The organism is Saccharopolyspora pogona (genome assembly GCF_014697215.1).
GTDB lineage: Bacteria > Actinomycetota > Actinomycetes > Mycobacteriales > Pseudonocardiaceae > Saccharopolyspora > Saccharopolyspora hattusasensis.
On the sequence record NZ_CP031142.1, the window covers coordinates 811,026 to 826,291 of the forward strand.

Genomic DNA, 15,266 nt, shown 5'->3' on the forward strand with positions numbered 1-15,266 from the left:
AAAGTGATCATTGGAGAAGGGACCGACGATGCACCGCTTTTTGGCGTCGGCAGCGCGAGGCCGTGATCGGGCTACCACGGTTGAGACCGCGATTCATCAGCCAGGCTATCCGCGTGGAATCGTCGTCGCTCTCGCGCTGTGGGGGTTCGCCTACGCCTGCTACCGGGCGTATTACGCAGCGGGCGGCACCGTCGGCATGATCGGTGAGCCGGTCTCCAGCGCCCAGTTCCGCGCTATCAACGCCGTCGGTGCCGCGATCATCTTGTTCGCTGCCGTGCTGCTGAACGAGCCGTGGTTCTTGGTCGAAGGCCTGCTCTGGGCGGCGCTTGGCGTCACGTTCGTCGCGACGTCGCGACGTCGCGCGTGGCTGATGTCGGCCATCGTCGGATGCCTGCTGCTGACGGTCGTCGGCGTGCTCAGCGGGCTGGGCGTGATCGGCTCGTTCCGCTTCGGCTGATGCTGCACGGCGTGCCACGGTTGGTCCTCCTGCCCGGGTCGGTTGACTGCTCCCCGCCTGAAGGACTCTGTTGCCTAATTCGGGGGTGTAGTGATCGTGTACTGGCTGGTGCGGATTGATCGTCTCGGTGGACGATGGTCCAGTGCGGCCGGTCTCTGTCCCGGCGGCGGGAGGGATCATGTGATGTCAGTCCAGCCGCGTCCGTGGCCGGAGGTTCCTGAGCAGGCCGTGGCAGTGGCTCGGGCGGCGAGGGACCTGTGGGACTTGCGAGACCACTGTGCTGGAATAAGGAATCCCCGGCCACCGCGACTCCTACCTCAGCGCTGAAGAGCGCGATTCGCACGAGGTCATCACCCCGTGCTGCTCCCGGTCGCGCACGCCACGGCTGGTCCTGGACCTCTGACCGGCGACACCGACGCCAACACCCGTTACCTACCACATCGGAGGACCGATGACTGCTCCCTCCAACAAAGAACTCCGGGTCGGCGGCAACGCCGTCGTCGTGGGCGGCGCCCGCGGCATCGGCCTGGCCGCGGTCGGTCTCGCTGCCGACCGCGTCGACTCGATGACGGTGCTCGACCTTCCCGAGCACGCCCCGGAGGTGGCCGAGGCGTTCCCGGGCGCGGCCTACCACCAAGCTGACGTCCTCGACCGGGAGTCGCTTGAGAAGGGGTTCGCCGCCGCTGCTGAGAACGGCCCGGTCACGGGTGTTTTCGTCCCAGCCGGCATTACGCTACAGACCCCGCTACTTGAGGTCAGCTTCGAAGAAGCCGAGCGGTGTCTGCTGGTCAACGTGCTGGGCTCGGTCAACACGATCCAGGCCGCCGCACCTCATCTCGCGCCCGGCGCCTCGATCGTCCTCTGCGCCTCGGTGGCCGCCTACACCGGCGGTGGGTACGTCGGGGGTCCCGTGTACGGGGCCTCCAAAGGCGCGGTGATCAGCCTGACGAAGGGCGCGGCGCGCGAACTGGCGTCCCGGCAGATCCGGGTGAACTGCGTCGCTCCCGGCTGCACCACGACGGCGATGCTCGGCGACGACCCCGAGATCCACGCCGAGCTCGCCGAGCGGGCACTCGTCGGGCGTTTGGCGCGGCCCGAGGAGATCGCCGACGCCGTCCTCTACCTGTGGTCGTCCGCGTCGTCGTTCATGACCGGCGCGGTCCTCGACGTGAACGGCGGGATCCGGCTCTGACCGGGACCGCGCACTCGTACAGGGAGCACCTACGGAGCCGTAGCTCGGATGATCCCCTCGTCGGACCGACCTTTCTGCGCGATGGACCCGTCGCACCCCTGCCTGGGCCGTGTGCACAGTGACCACCGGGGTGCGGGCGGCAGCATGCTCGTGGGCGTCTCGCCGACCTGTTTTGGGGCTCCCGTCAGTTCATGTTGTGGGGTGCGCTCACCTCCGGTCGATCGCTCCTCACGGGGCTTCGTCGACGTGGTTGTCGAAGATGAACATGTGGCCTGCGTAGTGGGTGATCACGTACTCGGCACCGGAGTTGGGCAGCACCAGCTGTGGGGTGACTCCGCATGCCCAGAACATCGGGACCGTGCCGGGTTCGAGCCGTGGTGGTGGTCCGAAGTCCGGTGTGGACAGGTCCGCGATGCCGAGGCCTGCTGGGTCTCCGATGTGCACTGGGGACCCGTGACCGGTGGGGTAACGGGAGGTGACCTCCACCGCGCGCGCCACCAGATGGCTCGGGAGCGCCCGCATGCTCACCACGAGCGGACCCGACAGGCGGCCGGCCGGGTGGGTGGGCCGGTCGGTCACATACACCGGTGGTGCCATCGAATCCGCCGCGTATGGCACCGGGACTCCTGCGGTGCGCAACGGCCCCTCCCAGGTGTGGCTGCAGCCCAGGAGGAAGCCGACGGAGTCGTCCCGCCAGTATGCGGTGATGTCAGTCGGTTCGGCGACGAGTTCGCCGCGTTGCCACACCCGGTAGCGTGGCAGCGTGGTGCGCAGGTCGGCTTCGGTCCGGCCGAGCCGGATGACCGGGTCTGCCGGGTCGGTCACCGCGATCACCGGACAAGGCTTGGGATTCCGGTTGCAGTACAACAGGAAGTCGAAGGCCAGCTCCCGTGGGACGACGGCGAGGTTGGCCTGCTGGTAGCCGTCGAGGACTCCGGCGGTGGGGCCGGTCCAGCTGCCGGCGGCGATCAACCGACGGAGCTCCCGCGGGCTGGCGGGGGCACTCATGCGGCGAGCTCCGATCGTGCGGTTTCGCGCACCGGGAGCAGGGAGAGCAGCGCGATGGCGCACGCGCCGATGAGCAGCCAGCCGGGGGCGAGGAGGTTGTCGGTGGTCGAGATCAGCCAGGTGGCGGCGTAGGGCATCAGGCCGCCGCCGAGGATGGTGCCGATGTTGAAGCTCAGCGACAGACCGGTGTAGCGCACGCGGGTGGGGAACTGCTCGGCGTAGGTGGGGTAGCCGACGGACTGGACGATGGGGAAGGGGATCGCGGCTACCATCATCGCGAGGAACGCGAGCCAGATGTTGTTGTGGTTCATCACCAGCATCATCGGCGTCACCAGGACCATGTAACCGACGAATCCGATGGTGAGGACGAACTTTCGGCCCTTGCGGTCGGACAGGCCGCCGTAGAGGGGCATCAGCAGTCCCATGCTGAGGTTGACGGCCACGATGATCCAGAAGACCGCGGTCTGGCTGTAGCCGAGGTTCTTGGTCAGGTAGATGTTCATGAACACCAGGCCGACCCAGTAGCCGGCGTTCTGTCCGAACGACAGCCCGACGACCTTGGCCACCGCCGGCAAGTGTCCGGTCAGGACTTCCCGCAGCGGTGCCTTGGCCAGTTCCTGGTTCTCCTTGGCGGATTCGAACGCGTGGGTGTCTTCGATCTTCTTCCGCAGCACCAGCGACAGCACGATCAGCGGGATCGAGCACAGGAACGGGATTCGCCAGCCCCAGGCCGACATCTGTTCTGGCGTCAGCACACTCGACACCACACCTGCGACGGTGGCTGCTGCTGCACCGCCCATTGCGACGCCCATCGGGGTGAAGCCGCCGAAGAAGCCACGTCGGCCGGTCGGTGCGGATTCGGCGACGTATGCGGCTGCGCCGGTGACCTCGCCGCCGGCGAAGAATCCTTGCAGCAGGCGGACGACGAGCAATGCGATCGGTGCGAGCAGCCCGGCGGAGGCGTGCGTGGGAAGCAGACCGGTGATTGCGGTGGCGCTGCCCATGCCGATGACGGTGAGCAGCAGGACTGCCTTGCGGCCGATCCGGTCACCGAGCCGTCCGAGGAGGATTCCGCCGAGTGGGCGGACCAGGAACGAGCTGCCGAACACGGCCAGGGTGGACAGCAGCGCCGCCGTTGGGTTGTTGCCGGGGAAGAACAGCGGGCTGATGGTGACCGCGAGGTATCCGTAGACCCCGAACTCGTAGTACTCGATTGCGGTTCCGGTCATCGCGGCGATCGCGGCTTTGCGCGTGGTCTGTTGGCTGGTGCCGACTTGTGGGGTGTGGACTCCGGTGGAGGTGGACATCGATCACTCCAGCGTTTTCAGGGGGTGCTCGGGCCGATCAGGAATTGATTCGGCGAGCTGTGCCGGTGCCGTGAGCGGAGATGGCTATCGCTCGACGACCGAGGAAGGACTGGTTGGATACTTTCGTGCCCTAGCGACGTGCTTCGATCCTGGCACCCGCGCGTCGCGGCGCCTGCGGGATCAAGATTTGGTTGTAATTCGTTGCCGGGAAGCCAATTTCATGGTGCGACCTCCGCTGGAAATGGGTTGGAAGCGCAACCCGATACCTGGTGGAGCCTGCGCCACCAGGTCCAGATCGCGCTCGACGACCGCGCCGATCACCGGATATCCGCCGGTGACCGGATGGTCTGCCAGGAACACGATGGGTTCGCCTGAGGGCGGCACCTGGATCGCGCCGCGCACCATGCCCTCGCTGGCCAGGTGGATTTTGCCGATTTGCAGGGGATCGCCCTGCAGCCGGACCCCGACCCGATTCGAATCTGCGGAGACCCGCCACCGGGTGGTGGTGAGCCGTTGTCGATCGGACCGGTCGAAGAGTTCGTGTCGCGGACCCCACCGGAATCGCACGATCGTGGTGGCCTGTGGGAGTCGGCTGATCGCCAACTCGACGGGAACCTGCGGGCAAGGGTTGGCCGCACCGATGGCGAACTCATCACCAGCGCGAAGCGGGTGCGGTCCGTGTCCGGCCAGCACATCGTGCCCGGCACCGCCGAGCACGGGTTCGACCAGCAGACCACCGGAGATCGCGAGGTAGGTGCGCAGGCCGACGTTGGGGCGTCCCAGCGACAGCACGTCTCCGGCGGTGAGCCGGAAGCGCGTCGGATCCGCCACCGGGCGGCCGTTGACCAGAGCGGGCACCGGCGCGCCGGTTAGCGCGACCACCCGGGCCGCGTCGAGCCGGATGCTCAACCCGCCGAAGGTGCATTCCAGGGCTGGGGTTCCGGGGAAATTGCCGACCAACCGGTTGGCCAGTGCGAAGCTGGCCCGGTCGGCGGCACCGGATGGGCTCACCCCGAGGTGCGCGTAACCGGTCCGTCCCTGGTCCTGCACGGTGGTGAGGGGGCCTGGCGAGATGACGGACAACCGCGCGGTGCCGTTCTTGGGTGGGGCCGGCGTGGATCGGGCAGCTGTCAACACGTCGTCACCACCCGGAAGGCCACTCGATCGCCGACTTCCAGCCGGTTCGGCGGGTTGTTGTCGGGGTTCCACAACCGCTGTTCGGTGTGACCGATCAGGTGCCAGCCACCCGGCGTACCGCCCGGGTACACGACGGTCTGGTTGCCGGCGATCGCCACATACCCGGCCTCGATCCGGGTGCGCGGGCTGGTTCGGCGCGGTAGCGCCAGGACGTCTGGGCAGCCGTCGATGTAGGCGAATCCCGGTGCGAAGCCGAAGAATCCGACGACGTGTTCTGCAGCGGCGTGTTCGCGAGTGACGTCAGCGACGCCGAGGCCGAGAGCATCGGCGACCTCGGTGAGGTCCGGGCCGCCGTAGTGCACTGGGATCTCGATCGTCCGGGGACGTCGGCCGGGCCCCGGGCGATCGAGAGCCTCTTCCAGCAGTGAAACCAAAGCGCTGCCCAGCGCGTCTGTCCAGGCGCAGTCGATCGCGGTGACCAGGACGGTCTTCGCGGCCGGGACGACCTCGGCGACCTGTGCTGCCCACGGCTGATCGTGGACGGCCGCGGCGATCGAGGTGGCGCCGCCGGAGGGCAGTTCCACCAGCCAGCCGCGGTCGCCGGCGCGCAGCAGGCGGGCCGTGGTCGGCGCGGGGATGCGCTGGAGCATTGTCACCTCATCGAATGGGGACCAGTGAAACGTCTGCGGCGCGCAGCGCGGCGGTGACCGCGGCGGCGATTTCCACGGCACCTGCAGTGTCGCTGTGGAGGCACAGCGTGCCCGGGGACAGCTCGACGTTCTCCCCGGTCACTGCGGTCACCTTGCCTTCCGTGGCCATCCGCACCGCACGTGTGGCGGCTCCCTCGGGATCGGTCACCAGCGCGCCAGGTTGGCCGCGCGGCACCAGCAGCCCTTCGGCTGTGTAGCCGCGGTCGATGAAGCCTTCGGCCAGCGGCCGGATCCCGGCTTCCTCCGCCTGCCGCCATGTCTCCGTGCCGGGCTGGCACAACAGCGGGATCGATCGGTCGAATGAGGCGACTGCCTCCACGATCGCGGCCGCGTGCTCGCGGTGACGAGCCGAGGCGTTGTACAAGGCTCCGTGCGCCTTGACGTAGCCGATTCGACCGCCTGCGAGTTCGGCGAATACCCGCAGCGCGCCCATCTGGTACAGCAGGTCGTTGACCAGGCTCGCTCGCGGCACGTCCAGGAACCTCCGGCCGAAACCGGCGAGGTCCCGGTAGGACACCTGGGCGCCGATGGCCACACCGCGCCGCACCGCCAGTTCGCAGGTGCGGCGCAGGATGTCGGGGTCGCCGGCGTGGAAACCGCAGGCCACGTTGGCCGCGCTGACCAGCCCGAGGAGTGCTTCGTCGTCGGTGAACTGCCAGACGCCGAAGCCTTCCCCGATGTCGGTGTTGACCGCGATCTCGGTCATGCCGCGATTCGGTCGGTCAGCCAGCGGCGGAAGCGGTCGGCGTGCACGACGGGATCGATGAGCAGCAGTGGTGTGCCCGGTTCGTTGCCCGGCTCGATGCGCACGTGCACGAACCACGGGCCCGGCTCGGCCAGCGTTCGCTGCAGCGCGTTGCCCAGTTCGGTGGTGTCCGCGGCCCGCAGGACCTTCAGCCTCACCGATTCCGCGATCGCGCCCAGGTCCAGTTTCTCCGCCTGGGTGGGGATACCGGCCGTCGATGCGTAGACCCCGTTGTCCAGCAAAAGGATCACGAGGTTGTCCGGGGCGAGGTAGCCGGCGGTGGCCGCCGCGCCGAGGTTCATCAGTAGCGACCCGTCCCCGTCGATCACCACGCTGCGCGACACCTTGGTGCCGGCGATTCCCAGCGCGACGCCGGTGCCCACGGACACCGTGAGTCCCATGGCGTCCAGCAGGTAGAGGTGGTTGTCCCGGTCGGCCACGGCGGCCAGTTCCCGGCTGGTGGCCGCGCAGGTCGCGGTCACCGGGAGGTCGGGGGTCCGTTCGGTGATCACGCGCAGGGCTTCGATGCGCTTCATGCGCGGCTCTCCTTGTCGTTGAAGTCGAAGAATTCCATCAGGACCACGACGGGGCGGTAGGTCATCCGGGCGTGCTTGCCGGCCTCGGTCACGGTCGCCTGCCAGTCCTCCGGGGAGTTGCGCCGGTCGAGCCCGAAGACGGGGATGTTCGCGGCACGCAGCATGTCGGGCACTGGAGCGGAGATCGAGTGGATCATCGAGTTGTACTCGCCGAGCCCGCCGCGGGTGTTGGCCAGGATGAGCACCGGCAGGTGGTAGGACGTGGCGAAGGTGGTCAGCGCGGTGAGCGCGTTGCCGAACCCGTTGTCCTGCATCACGATCACGCCGAACTTGCCGGCCAGCGGGAGCGCGCCGATGACGCCGACGGCCTCTTCCTCCCGCGACACGGGGAAAACACGGGTGTCCGGGCCGGCGTTGTCGATGAGTCCGTTGATGATTGCGGCGATGCTGTTGCTGGGCACGTAGGCCACGGCGTCGGGGTCCATCCCGAGCACCGCTTCGACCACGTTCTTGTGGCGTTGTTGCGTCGTCGTACTCATGCAGCTGCTTTCTCTCGAGTTCGGGGGTGGGCGTGGTCGCGGACCGGCGACCGCGGAACTGGTGCGACCTGCGTCAGGTCGGCCGCCGTTACAGTGCGGCGATGATGCGCCGGAGGCCTTCGGCCAGGTCTTCCAGCGGGCACGCGTAGGACACGCGGAACGAGTGCGTCCCGCCGTGCGGGTCGAAGGCGGTCCCGGGAACCACGGCGACGTGGTGTTCTTCGAGCAGGCGCACCGCGAGTTCTTCGGCCGGTTCGGCGGTTTCCGGGTCGTAGCTGAGGTAGAGGTAGAAGGCGCCGTCGGGGGAGGCCACGCGCAACTTGTCGGTACCGGAGATCACCTGCAGCGCTGCGTTGCGCCGGGCCTCGAAGGACTGGCGCATGGATTCGGCCTCGTCGCGGGCCGAGCGCAGCGCCGCAGCGCCGCCGTCCTGGATGAATGTGGTGGAGCAGACGGTGGTGTACTGCCGGACCCGCAGGGCGGGTGCGATCAGCTCGGCCGGACCGGCCAGCCAGCCCAACCGCCAGCCGTCCATCGCGAACGCCTTGGCGAACCCGCCGACCGACAGCGTGCGCGGGCGGAGTTGTTCGTAGGACGCGGGGGAGGCGTGGTCGACATCGTAGGTGAGGTCGGCGTAGATCTCGTCGGACAGCAGCAGGGCGTCGGTGGGACGCAGCATCTCAGCGATGGCGTCCAAGTCGGACTTGCTGGCCACGGTTCCGGTCGGGTTGTTCGGCGTGCACAGCACGACCATGCGGGTGCGGTCGCTGATCGCGGCGCTCAGCGCCTCCAGGTCGAGTTGGTAACCGTTGGCGGCGTCGAGCGGCACCTCGACCGGTGTGGCACCGGCCAACCGGATGCAGGACTGGTAGTGGGCCCAGGCCGGTACGGGCACCACGACCTCATCACCGGGCCCGCAGAACGCCATGATCGCGAGGAACACCGCTTCGTTGGCGCCTACGGTGACGATGATCTCGCCGTTGGGCTGGTACTGGGTGTGGCGTTTGTCCGCGAGGTATTCGGAGATCGCGGCGCGCAGGTCCGCGGTGCCGGCGTTCGGCGCGTAATGCACCTTGCCGCTCTCCAACGCGTCGATCGTCGCCTGCTTGGCCACGGCCGGGCTGTCGAAGTCGGGGCGGCCGATCTCGAAGTGGTAGATCTTGTGCCCGTCGGCTTCCAGCTTCGCGGCGCGGTCGAAGATCGCCCTGATCGGCGAAGGCTTGATGGCCGCCAAGCGGTCTGCCGGGCGGGCGAATGCGTGGGTCATCGGGGTTGCTCCAGGACGGATTCGGGGTGTTCGGCCCGGTCGTGCCAGGCGCTGCGCAGGCCCTGCTGGCCACCGTCGATGTGGGCGTGGATCTGGTCGGCGAGCGCGGTGGCGTCGCCGTCGGCGAGCGCGGCGACCATCGCCTTGTGCTCGGCCTGCACGCGGTCGAGCGCGTGGGTGCTGTGCACGTAGAACCGGGAGTAGGGCTCCAGCTGGTGGTAGAGCCGGGAGATCACTTCGTAGCGCATCGGCAATCCGGCCAGCCTGTACATGTCGAGGTGGAACGCGAAGTTCACCCTTGACCAGCCTTCGCTGCCGAGCTCGTCGATGCGGTCCATCTGCTCGGTCATCGACCGCAGCCGGTCGACGTCCGAGCGCGAGCAGCGCTGCACCACGTGCTCGGCGAAGCTGGGCTCGACGAGCTTTCGCAGGTCGTAGACCTCGTCGATCTCGGCGAGGTCCAGTTCGGTGACGAAGGTGCCGCGCCCGGGCGGGCTTTGCACCAGGCCCTCGCCGACCAGGGTCCGGATGGCTTCCCGCAGCGGGATCCGGCTGACCCCGAAGCGGGCCGCGAGCTCCTCGTGGACCAGCCGGTGTCCGGGCGGGAAGACACCGTTGACGATGGCCGCGCGCAGCTCGTCGGCTATGTCGTTGGGGTTGCGCGGGGAACCTCTCCGCAGGGTGTGGTCAGCAGCCATGCGGACTGTATACAGTGAATACGTGATCGGGGACAAGGGTTAGCGCCCGGTTTTCCCGTTGTTTACGTGTCGAGGATTTGGAGAAGCGCGCATGGTCGACGTCGACCGGGCACGGCTGCTGCAGGCCGTGCCGACTGAGCTGTTCATCGGTGGCAAGTGGGTCTCGTCGCGCAGCGGAGAGACCTTCGAGGTGGTCGATCCGGCCAGTGAAGAACTCCTGCTCCGGGTCGCTGACGCGGGCCCAGCGGACGGAATCGCGGCACTGGACGCGGCCGTCGACGCCGCCGCGGACTGGGCCGCCACGCCACCTCAGGCCCGAGCCGATGTCCTGCGCGCCGCCTACGACGCGCTGATCGAGCGCCGGGAAGAGATCGCTGCGCTGATCACCCTGGAGATGGGCAAGCCGCTCGCCGAAGCCCGCGGCGAGGTGGACTACGGGGCGGGCTTCTTCCGCTGGTTCTCCGAAAGCGCGACCCGCCTGCACCTCGACGGCGGCTACGGCGTCGAGCCGGGTGGCCAGTACCGGATCGTCACGACGAAGCGACCGGTCGGCCCGACGTTGCTCGTCACGCCCTGGAACTTCCCGCTGGCCATGGGCACCCGCAAGATCGGTGCCGCCCTCGCCGCGGGCTGCACCGTGGTCATCAAACCCGCCGAGCAGACCCCGCTGACGACGTTGCTGCTGGCGGAGGTGCTGCGCGAGGCTGGGCTGCCTGACGGAGTGGTCAACGTGGTCACCACGACGGACGCGGCCGGACTCGTGCAGCCGGTGATGGCAGATCCCCGGCTGCGCAAGATCTCCTTCACCGGCTCGACCCGGGTCGGCAAGCTGCTGCTCGGCCAGGCCGCCGACCACGTCCTGCGGAGCTCGATGGAGCTCGGCGGCAACGCTCCGCTGCTGGTCTTCGACGACGCCGACGTCGACACCGCAGTGGAGGGTGCCGTGGTGGCCAAGCTCCGCAACGGCGGCGAATCCTGCGTCGCCGCGAACAGGATCCACGTGCAGTCCGGGGTGGTCGAGGAGTTCACACGCAAGCTCACCGAGCACATGGCGTCGTTCCGCGCCGGGCCTGGACTGGACCCGGCGAGCACGTTGGGCCCGCTGATCGACGACCGGCAGCGGGCCAAGGTCGCCGGACTCGTCGACGACGCGGTCGCCAAGGGCGCCGAACTGCTGCTTGGCGGCGAAGTGCCAACGGGGAAGGGCTACTTCTACCCGCCGACGGTGCTGCGAGGCGTTCCGCACGAAGCGGAGCTGCGCACCGAGGAGATCTTCGGGCCCGTGGCGGCGATCTACCCGTTCGACACCGAGGACGAGGCGATTGCTGCCGCCAACGACACTCCGTTCGGTCTGGCGTCGTACCTGTTCAGCCAGAACCTGTCCCGTGCGATGCGGGTCGCCGAAGCGCTGGACAGCGGGATGACCGGGATCAACCGAGGAGTGATCAGCAACCCGGCGGCGCCGTTCGGCGGCATCAAGGAATCCGGCTTGGGGCGCGAAGGCAGCAGCCACGGCATCGAGGAGTACCTCGAAACCAAGTACATCGGCCTCGGTCTCTGAAAAGGCGCGATAACCGGGCTCGGCACCAGACTGTCCAGTCGAGATGCTGCTGGAACAACGACGAGCCCTGGATAGCGGTACGAGTCGTGAGCGGCAGCACGAGCCGGGATTGGTGGGCTGCGTCGTGAAGCGAACGGCCTGTTCGCCTCGGTAGACGGCACGAACGGTCCGTTCGCTTCATTCACCTGGCCATCGGGCGGCCGCCGCGGGTGGGCGGGCAGGCCATCGTGCGGCGGCACTGCCATCAGTACGCGGTGCTGGGATTCGATGCCGACACCGAGTTGACCGGCCGGGCCGGTATTGATGCCGATGTGCTGGACTCCGGATGCTGCGGTCTCGCCGGCAACTTCGGGTTCGAACGCGGCCACTACGAGGTGCAGTCTTCCTCGGTGTCGGCAAAATAGTGCTCCTCCGATCGAGGTTCACCGAACTCCTCGGAGCTCCACCGAAAAGGTGGGGGCTAGACGGTCGCTTGGGGCGTGAGTATCCGTTTCTGCACGGGGTCTTGGTATGGCAACGGGTGGTGTGGTTGTGGGCAGGACACGCCTCTCAGCTATGGCGCCGACTTCCTCAGCCAGCACGGTGCAGTACGCGGCCGCATACGCCTCCCGCACGTAAAGTGATGCCGCCGGGTTGATATCCGTTCCTGGCGCATCAATGTCGACCAAGGCCGTGCCCGCGTCGGAGCGAGTGGCTCGCCGTGTGCACAGGAGCCAGGCTGCCAAGGGGCTTCCGGGCGGGCCCACTTCGACTTCAACCCGGCCTCGGTGTTCTGGTTCGTTCGTGTGGCGTAGAAGTGCGAGTTCCTGCGCGGCGACGCCGCCCGCCGCCTCCGCTTTGAGGACGATGTCCTCCCAATTGCCGTCGAACAGGACGCAGTCGTCCGATTGAGTGAGCGGCAACACGGTTCTCACCGCCAAAGATCGAAAACTATTCAGTCTATGGCTACCCCGTCTGGGGCAAAGTGATTCACCTGTCAGCGCGCGGAGTCTTCGCTGTTCCAGGGAATCAATCCCTGATCAGAGAATGATGGCGGCGGACCAGGGGACGCTGAGTATGGCTACGTGTTCGGCGATCTGAACGGTTTGCGGAATCTTCGAGGAGACGGCCCCACCCGCGGCCCAGCGATCAGCGCAGCGCCGGGCCGCCTCGACGGTCGACGCCGGTTTGAGATGCGGCTGAGGGCGTCGGTCGTAGAGTGGAGACGTGGGCAAGTCGTCGCCCGGAACGCCGTGTGGCCATCCGGCGGATGTCGCGAGTTTCGTCGGGCGTCGGCAGGAGATCGCTCAGGTCAGGTCGCTGTTGATGGCGTCGCGGCTGACGACGCTGACCGGTGTGGGCGGAGTGGGCGGAGTGGGCAAGTCCCGGTTGGCCTTGCGAGTGGCCAGGGGAGTGCAACGGGCGTTCCGTGACGGGGTGTGCCTGGTCGAGTTAGCCAAACTGCAATCGCCCACGGCTACCACGGTCGCGGTGGAGTTGGGGTTGCGTGAGCAGCCCGTGCGCGGCCCCGAGGCCGTTTTGACGGAGTTCCTGTCTGACAAGCTACTGCTGCTGGTGTTGGACAACTGTGAACATGTGGTGGGCTACATCGCCACCCGGCAAGGCGACAATTCCGCGGCGCTGGCCATGCTGGAGGAATGCCAGGAGCTTGATACAGAAGACGCCCCACCGCAGTGCCGACGACGATTTCGGGGGTGAGGAGCATGCGTGCCGGGCGGCAGGCGGGAAACTTGCCGGGTGAGAGCAGCAGCTTCGTCGGTCGCCAACACGAGGTGGCCGGGGGCAAACGGGCACTGTCCAGGGCGCGGTTGGTGACCATCACGGGGCCTCCCGGGGTAGGCAAGTCGCGCGTGGGCCTGCGCGTTGCCGCACAGGTGCGCCGAAGATTTCCTGACGGGGTGTGGCTGGTGAGACTGGCGGAGCTGGACGACGGCGCACTCCTGCCACACACCGTGATGAGCATCCTCGGAGTCGGCGACTGGTCGTTGGGACGGCCGATCGACGCATTGTCGGAGTACTTGGCGTCTCGGCGGTTGCTGCTCGTTCTGGACAACTGCGAGCATCTCGTTCAGGACTGCGCGGATCTGGTGAACGCGCTGCTCAGGAAGGCGCCCAGGTTGCGCATCCTGATCACCAGCCGCCAGGTGCTGGGCTCCGACGGCGAGCACGTGGTAACGATCCCGCCGTTGCCGGTTCCGGAGAGCGCCGCAGAGATGTTCTCGATGGAGCCGGCGCAGGACTGCGCATCGGTGGAATTGTTCGCCGAGCGTGCTGCGGAACTGGCCCCGGGCTTCACCGTGGACGTTGCCAACTGCGACGCGGTGGCCGAGATTTGCGGTCGGTTGGAGGGGCTACCGCTGGCGATCGAGCTGGTGGCGAAATGGCTCCGGACGATGTCGGTCGAAGAGATCCTCGCAGCGTTGGACGAATGGCCTGAGACCGGCGTGGCCGGGTTACCTGGGCCTGGCGTCCAAACGGGGCGCCACCACGAGACGTTGCCGGCGATCTTCGACTGGAGCTTCGAACTGTGCAGCCCGGCCGAGCGGAGGCTGTGGGCGCGGTCCTCGGTGTTCGCGGATTTCGACCTGGAGACGGCGGAAGCAGTTTGCTCCGACGAGGTGCTGCTGCCAGAGGACGTGCTGGAGCTGGTCGTCGGGCTGATGGACAAGTCCATCCTCAGCCGGCAGGACCGTGCCGGGCGCACGCGTTACCGGTTGCTCGACCCGACCCGTCAGTACGGGAGGCAGCGGCTTCACGAGTCAGGGGAGGGAGACCTCCTGCGGCGGCGGCATCGGGACCACTACAGCTGGTTGGCCGAGCGGGCCGAGGCGAAGTGGTTCGGTCCCGAGCAGGTTGCCTGGAATGAACGCATGTACTCCGAGCATGCGAACCTGCGAATGGCACTGGAGTTCTGCCTCACCGAGCCCGGCGAGGCACGGACCGGCTTGAGGTTGGCCGGGGCGCTGTGGTTCTGCTGGGTCGGCGGCGGTCGGGTCGCGGAGGGTCGCTACTGGTTGGATCACCTGCTTGCACGAGCGACGGAACCGAGCGAGGAGAGGGCGAAGGCGTTGTGGACCAACGCCTGGATCGCCACCTTGCAGGGGGATGTCGGCCCTGCGCTGATCATGCTCGACGAATGTCGTGATCTGGCACGCAGCATTGGAGACGACGTGGAGCTGACCTCCGCATTGTGCGTGTCCGGCTACACCGAGCACGTGCGCGACAACCAGCGACGTGCGGTGGCGTACCTGGAAGAAGCCCTGGCGAGGGAGGACGCCGAGGGACAGCCCAGCGCAGTGACCGTGGTGAGCCGCCCAATTCTGGCCAGTACTGTGCTGCTTCTCGGTGACTGCGAGCGGGCTCGTGCTCTCTGCGAAGAGTGCCTGGCGATGCGTGACTCGTACAGCGTTCCCTGGTCGAGCTCCTGGGCGCTGTGGGTGCTGGGCGTCGCGGCCTGGACGGAAGGCAACGCACAGCAAGCCAGCTCATACGCTCGAGAATGCCTGCGGCTCAAGCAGCAGCTCAACGACCTGGTCGGAATGGCCATAGCCATCGAGCTGCTCGCCTGGTCCGCGGTCAACCAGGACGCTGAATGCGCCGCTCGGTTGCTGGGGGCCAGCCACACCTTGTGGCGCGAGATAGGCAGGCCGCTGTTCGGCTTCGCGCCGTACGTGGCCCGGCATCGGGCAGCCGAGGAACAGGCCCGCAAAGTCCTCGGCCCGCAGGCGTTCGACGCTGCTTTCGAGGACGGGATCAACCTCACCCACCACCAGGCCATATCCTATGCGCTCGGGGAAAGCCGTGATCGCGTGTCCTGACGGAACCATCATCGCCTGCCCTGCAAGGGGTTTCCCGAATCACATGTCATTCCCCGGCGGATTGGGGAAATCCCGGCACACTCGGGCGCCATTGGTCAGGCCCCAGCGCGGGCACTGACCCACGGTCACCGGGCTGAGCAGGATGCGGTGCTCGCGGTTGCACGCCAGCTACTTGGTCGCCTGACCTCCACAATAGGTCTCTGCCGGCCCCAGACTCCCACCTGTGGTAGGCGCGCATTCAGCCATTAAGACTCTTGCCCTCCCGCCCGGCCACCCATACCGTGGCTTACG

The 15,266-nt window shown here is 67.6% G+C and carries 15 protein-coding genes; 6 read left to right on the forward strand and 9 right to left on the reverse strand.

What is annotated here, in order from left to right:
- Positions 1–28: 28 nt before the first annotated feature.
- Together DL519_RS03260 and DL519_RS03265 are read left to right on the forward strand one after the other, a co-directional pair.
- Positions 29–457 (forward strand): hypothetical protein, encoded by a 429-nt coding sequence (locus DL519_RS03260; RefSeq protein WP_190812817.1) that lies wholly within the window; start codon positions 29–31, stop codon positions 455–457.
- 451 nt (positions 458–908) lie between these two features.
- On the forward strand, positions 909–1,649 hold the full coding sequence (locus tag DL519_RS03265) for an SDR family NAD(P)-dependent oxidoreductase (RefSeq protein WP_190812818.1): 741 nt from the start codon (positions 909–911) through the stop codon (positions 1,647–1,649).
- Between the two features lie 228 nt (positions 1,650–1,877).
- Here DL519_RS03265 and DL519_RS03270 read toward each other — a convergent pair whose 3' ends face one another.
- From DL519_RS03270 to DL519_RS03310, 9 genes are all read right to left on the reverse strand, one after another.
- Complete coding sequence (locus DL519_RS03270; protein WP_190812819.1) at positions 1,878–2,657, reverse strand: putative hydro-lyase; 780 nt, start codon at positions 2,655–2,657, stop codon at positions 1,878–1,880.
- On the reverse strand, positions 2,654–3,964 hold the full coding sequence (locus tag DL519_RS03275) for an MFS transporter (protein ID WP_190812820.1): 1,311 nt from the start codon (positions 3,962–3,964) through the stop codon (positions 2,654–2,656). Before DL519_RS03275 ends, DL519_RS03270 begins: the two co-directional genes overlap by 4 nt.
- 180 nt (positions 3,965–4,144) lie before the next feature.
- Positions 4,145–5,101, reverse strand: a complete 957-nt coding sequence (locus tag DL519_RS03280; RefSeq protein ID WP_223838400.1) for a 5-oxoprolinase subunit C family protein — start codon at positions 5,099–5,101, stop codon at positions 4,145–4,147.
- Positions 5,095–5,751: a 5-oxoprolinase subunit B family protein gene (locus DL519_RS03285; protein WP_190812821.1), complete on the reverse strand. Its 657-nt coding sequence runs from the start codon at positions 5,749–5,751 to the stop codon at positions 5,095–5,097. The genes DL519_RS03280 and DL519_RS03285 overlap by 7 nt, the downstream gene beginning before the upstream one ends.
- A 7-nt stretch (positions 5,752–5,758) precedes the next feature.
- On the reverse strand, positions 5,759–6,517 hold the full coding sequence (locus DL519_RS03290; protein WP_190812822.1) for a LamB/YcsF family protein: 759 nt from the start codon (positions 6,515–6,517) through the stop codon (positions 5,759–5,761).
- Entirely contained in the window at positions 6,514–7,092 is a 579-nt protein-coding gene (locus tag DL519_RS03295) for a thiamine pyrophosphate-dependent enzyme (RefSeq protein WP_190812823.1), read from the reverse strand. Before DL519_RS03295 ends, DL519_RS03290 begins: the two co-directional genes overlap by 4 nt.
- Complete coding sequence (locus DL519_RS03300; RefSeq protein WP_190812824.1) at positions 7,089–7,631, reverse strand: thiamine pyrophosphate-binding protein; 543 nt, start codon at positions 7,629–7,631, stop codon at positions 7,089–7,091. The genes DL519_RS03295 and DL519_RS03300 overlap by 4 nt, the downstream gene beginning before the upstream one ends.
- 88 nt (positions 7,632–7,719) lie before the next feature.
- Positions 7,720–8,898, reverse strand: coding sequence for a pyridoxal phosphate-dependent aminotransferase (locus DL519_RS03305; protein ID WP_190812825.1), 1,179 nt, complete (start codon positions 8,896–8,898; stop codon positions 7,720–7,722).
- Positions 8,895–9,596 (reverse strand): GntR family transcriptional regulator, encoded by a 702-nt coding sequence (locus DL519_RS03310; RefSeq protein WP_190812826.1) that lies wholly within the window; start codon positions 9,594–9,596, stop codon positions 8,895–8,897. The genes DL519_RS03305 and DL519_RS03310 overlap by 4 nt, the downstream gene beginning before the upstream one ends.
- A gap of 91 nt (positions 9,597–9,687) precedes the next feature.
- On the opposite strand from DL519_RS03310, the gene DL519_RS03315 reads away from it, so the two are divergent.
- The 4 genes from DL519_RS03315 to DL519_RS03330 all read left to right on the forward strand — a co-directional run bounded on the left by DL519_RS03315 (position 9,688) and on the right by DL519_RS03330 (position 14,975).
- Positions 9,688–11,157, forward strand: a complete 1,470-nt coding sequence (locus tag DL519_RS03315) for an NAD-dependent succinate-semialdehyde dehydrogenase (protein WP_190812827.1) — start codon at positions 9,688–9,690, stop codon at positions 11,155–11,157.
- 227 nt (positions 11,158–11,384) lie between these two features.
- Complete coding sequence (locus DL519_RS03320) at positions 11,385–11,561, forward strand: hypothetical protein (protein WP_223838401.1); 177 nt, start codon at positions 11,385–11,387, stop codon at positions 11,559–11,561.
- Positions 11,562–12,363: 802 nt separating this feature from the next.
- The gene (locus DL519_RS03325) at positions 12,364–12,855 is read left to right on the forward strand and encodes a hypothetical protein (protein WP_223838402.1); all 492 of its coding nucleotides are present in this window, start codon (positions 12,364–12,366) and stop codon (positions 12,853–12,855) included.
- A 5-nt stretch (positions 12,856–12,860) separates the two neighbouring features.
- Entirely contained in the window at positions 12,861–14,975 is a 2,115-nt protein-coding gene (locus tag DL519_RS03330) for an ATP-binding protein (RefSeq protein WP_190823739.1), read from the forward strand.
- The last annotated feature ends 291 nt before the right edge of the window (positions 14,976–15,266 follow it).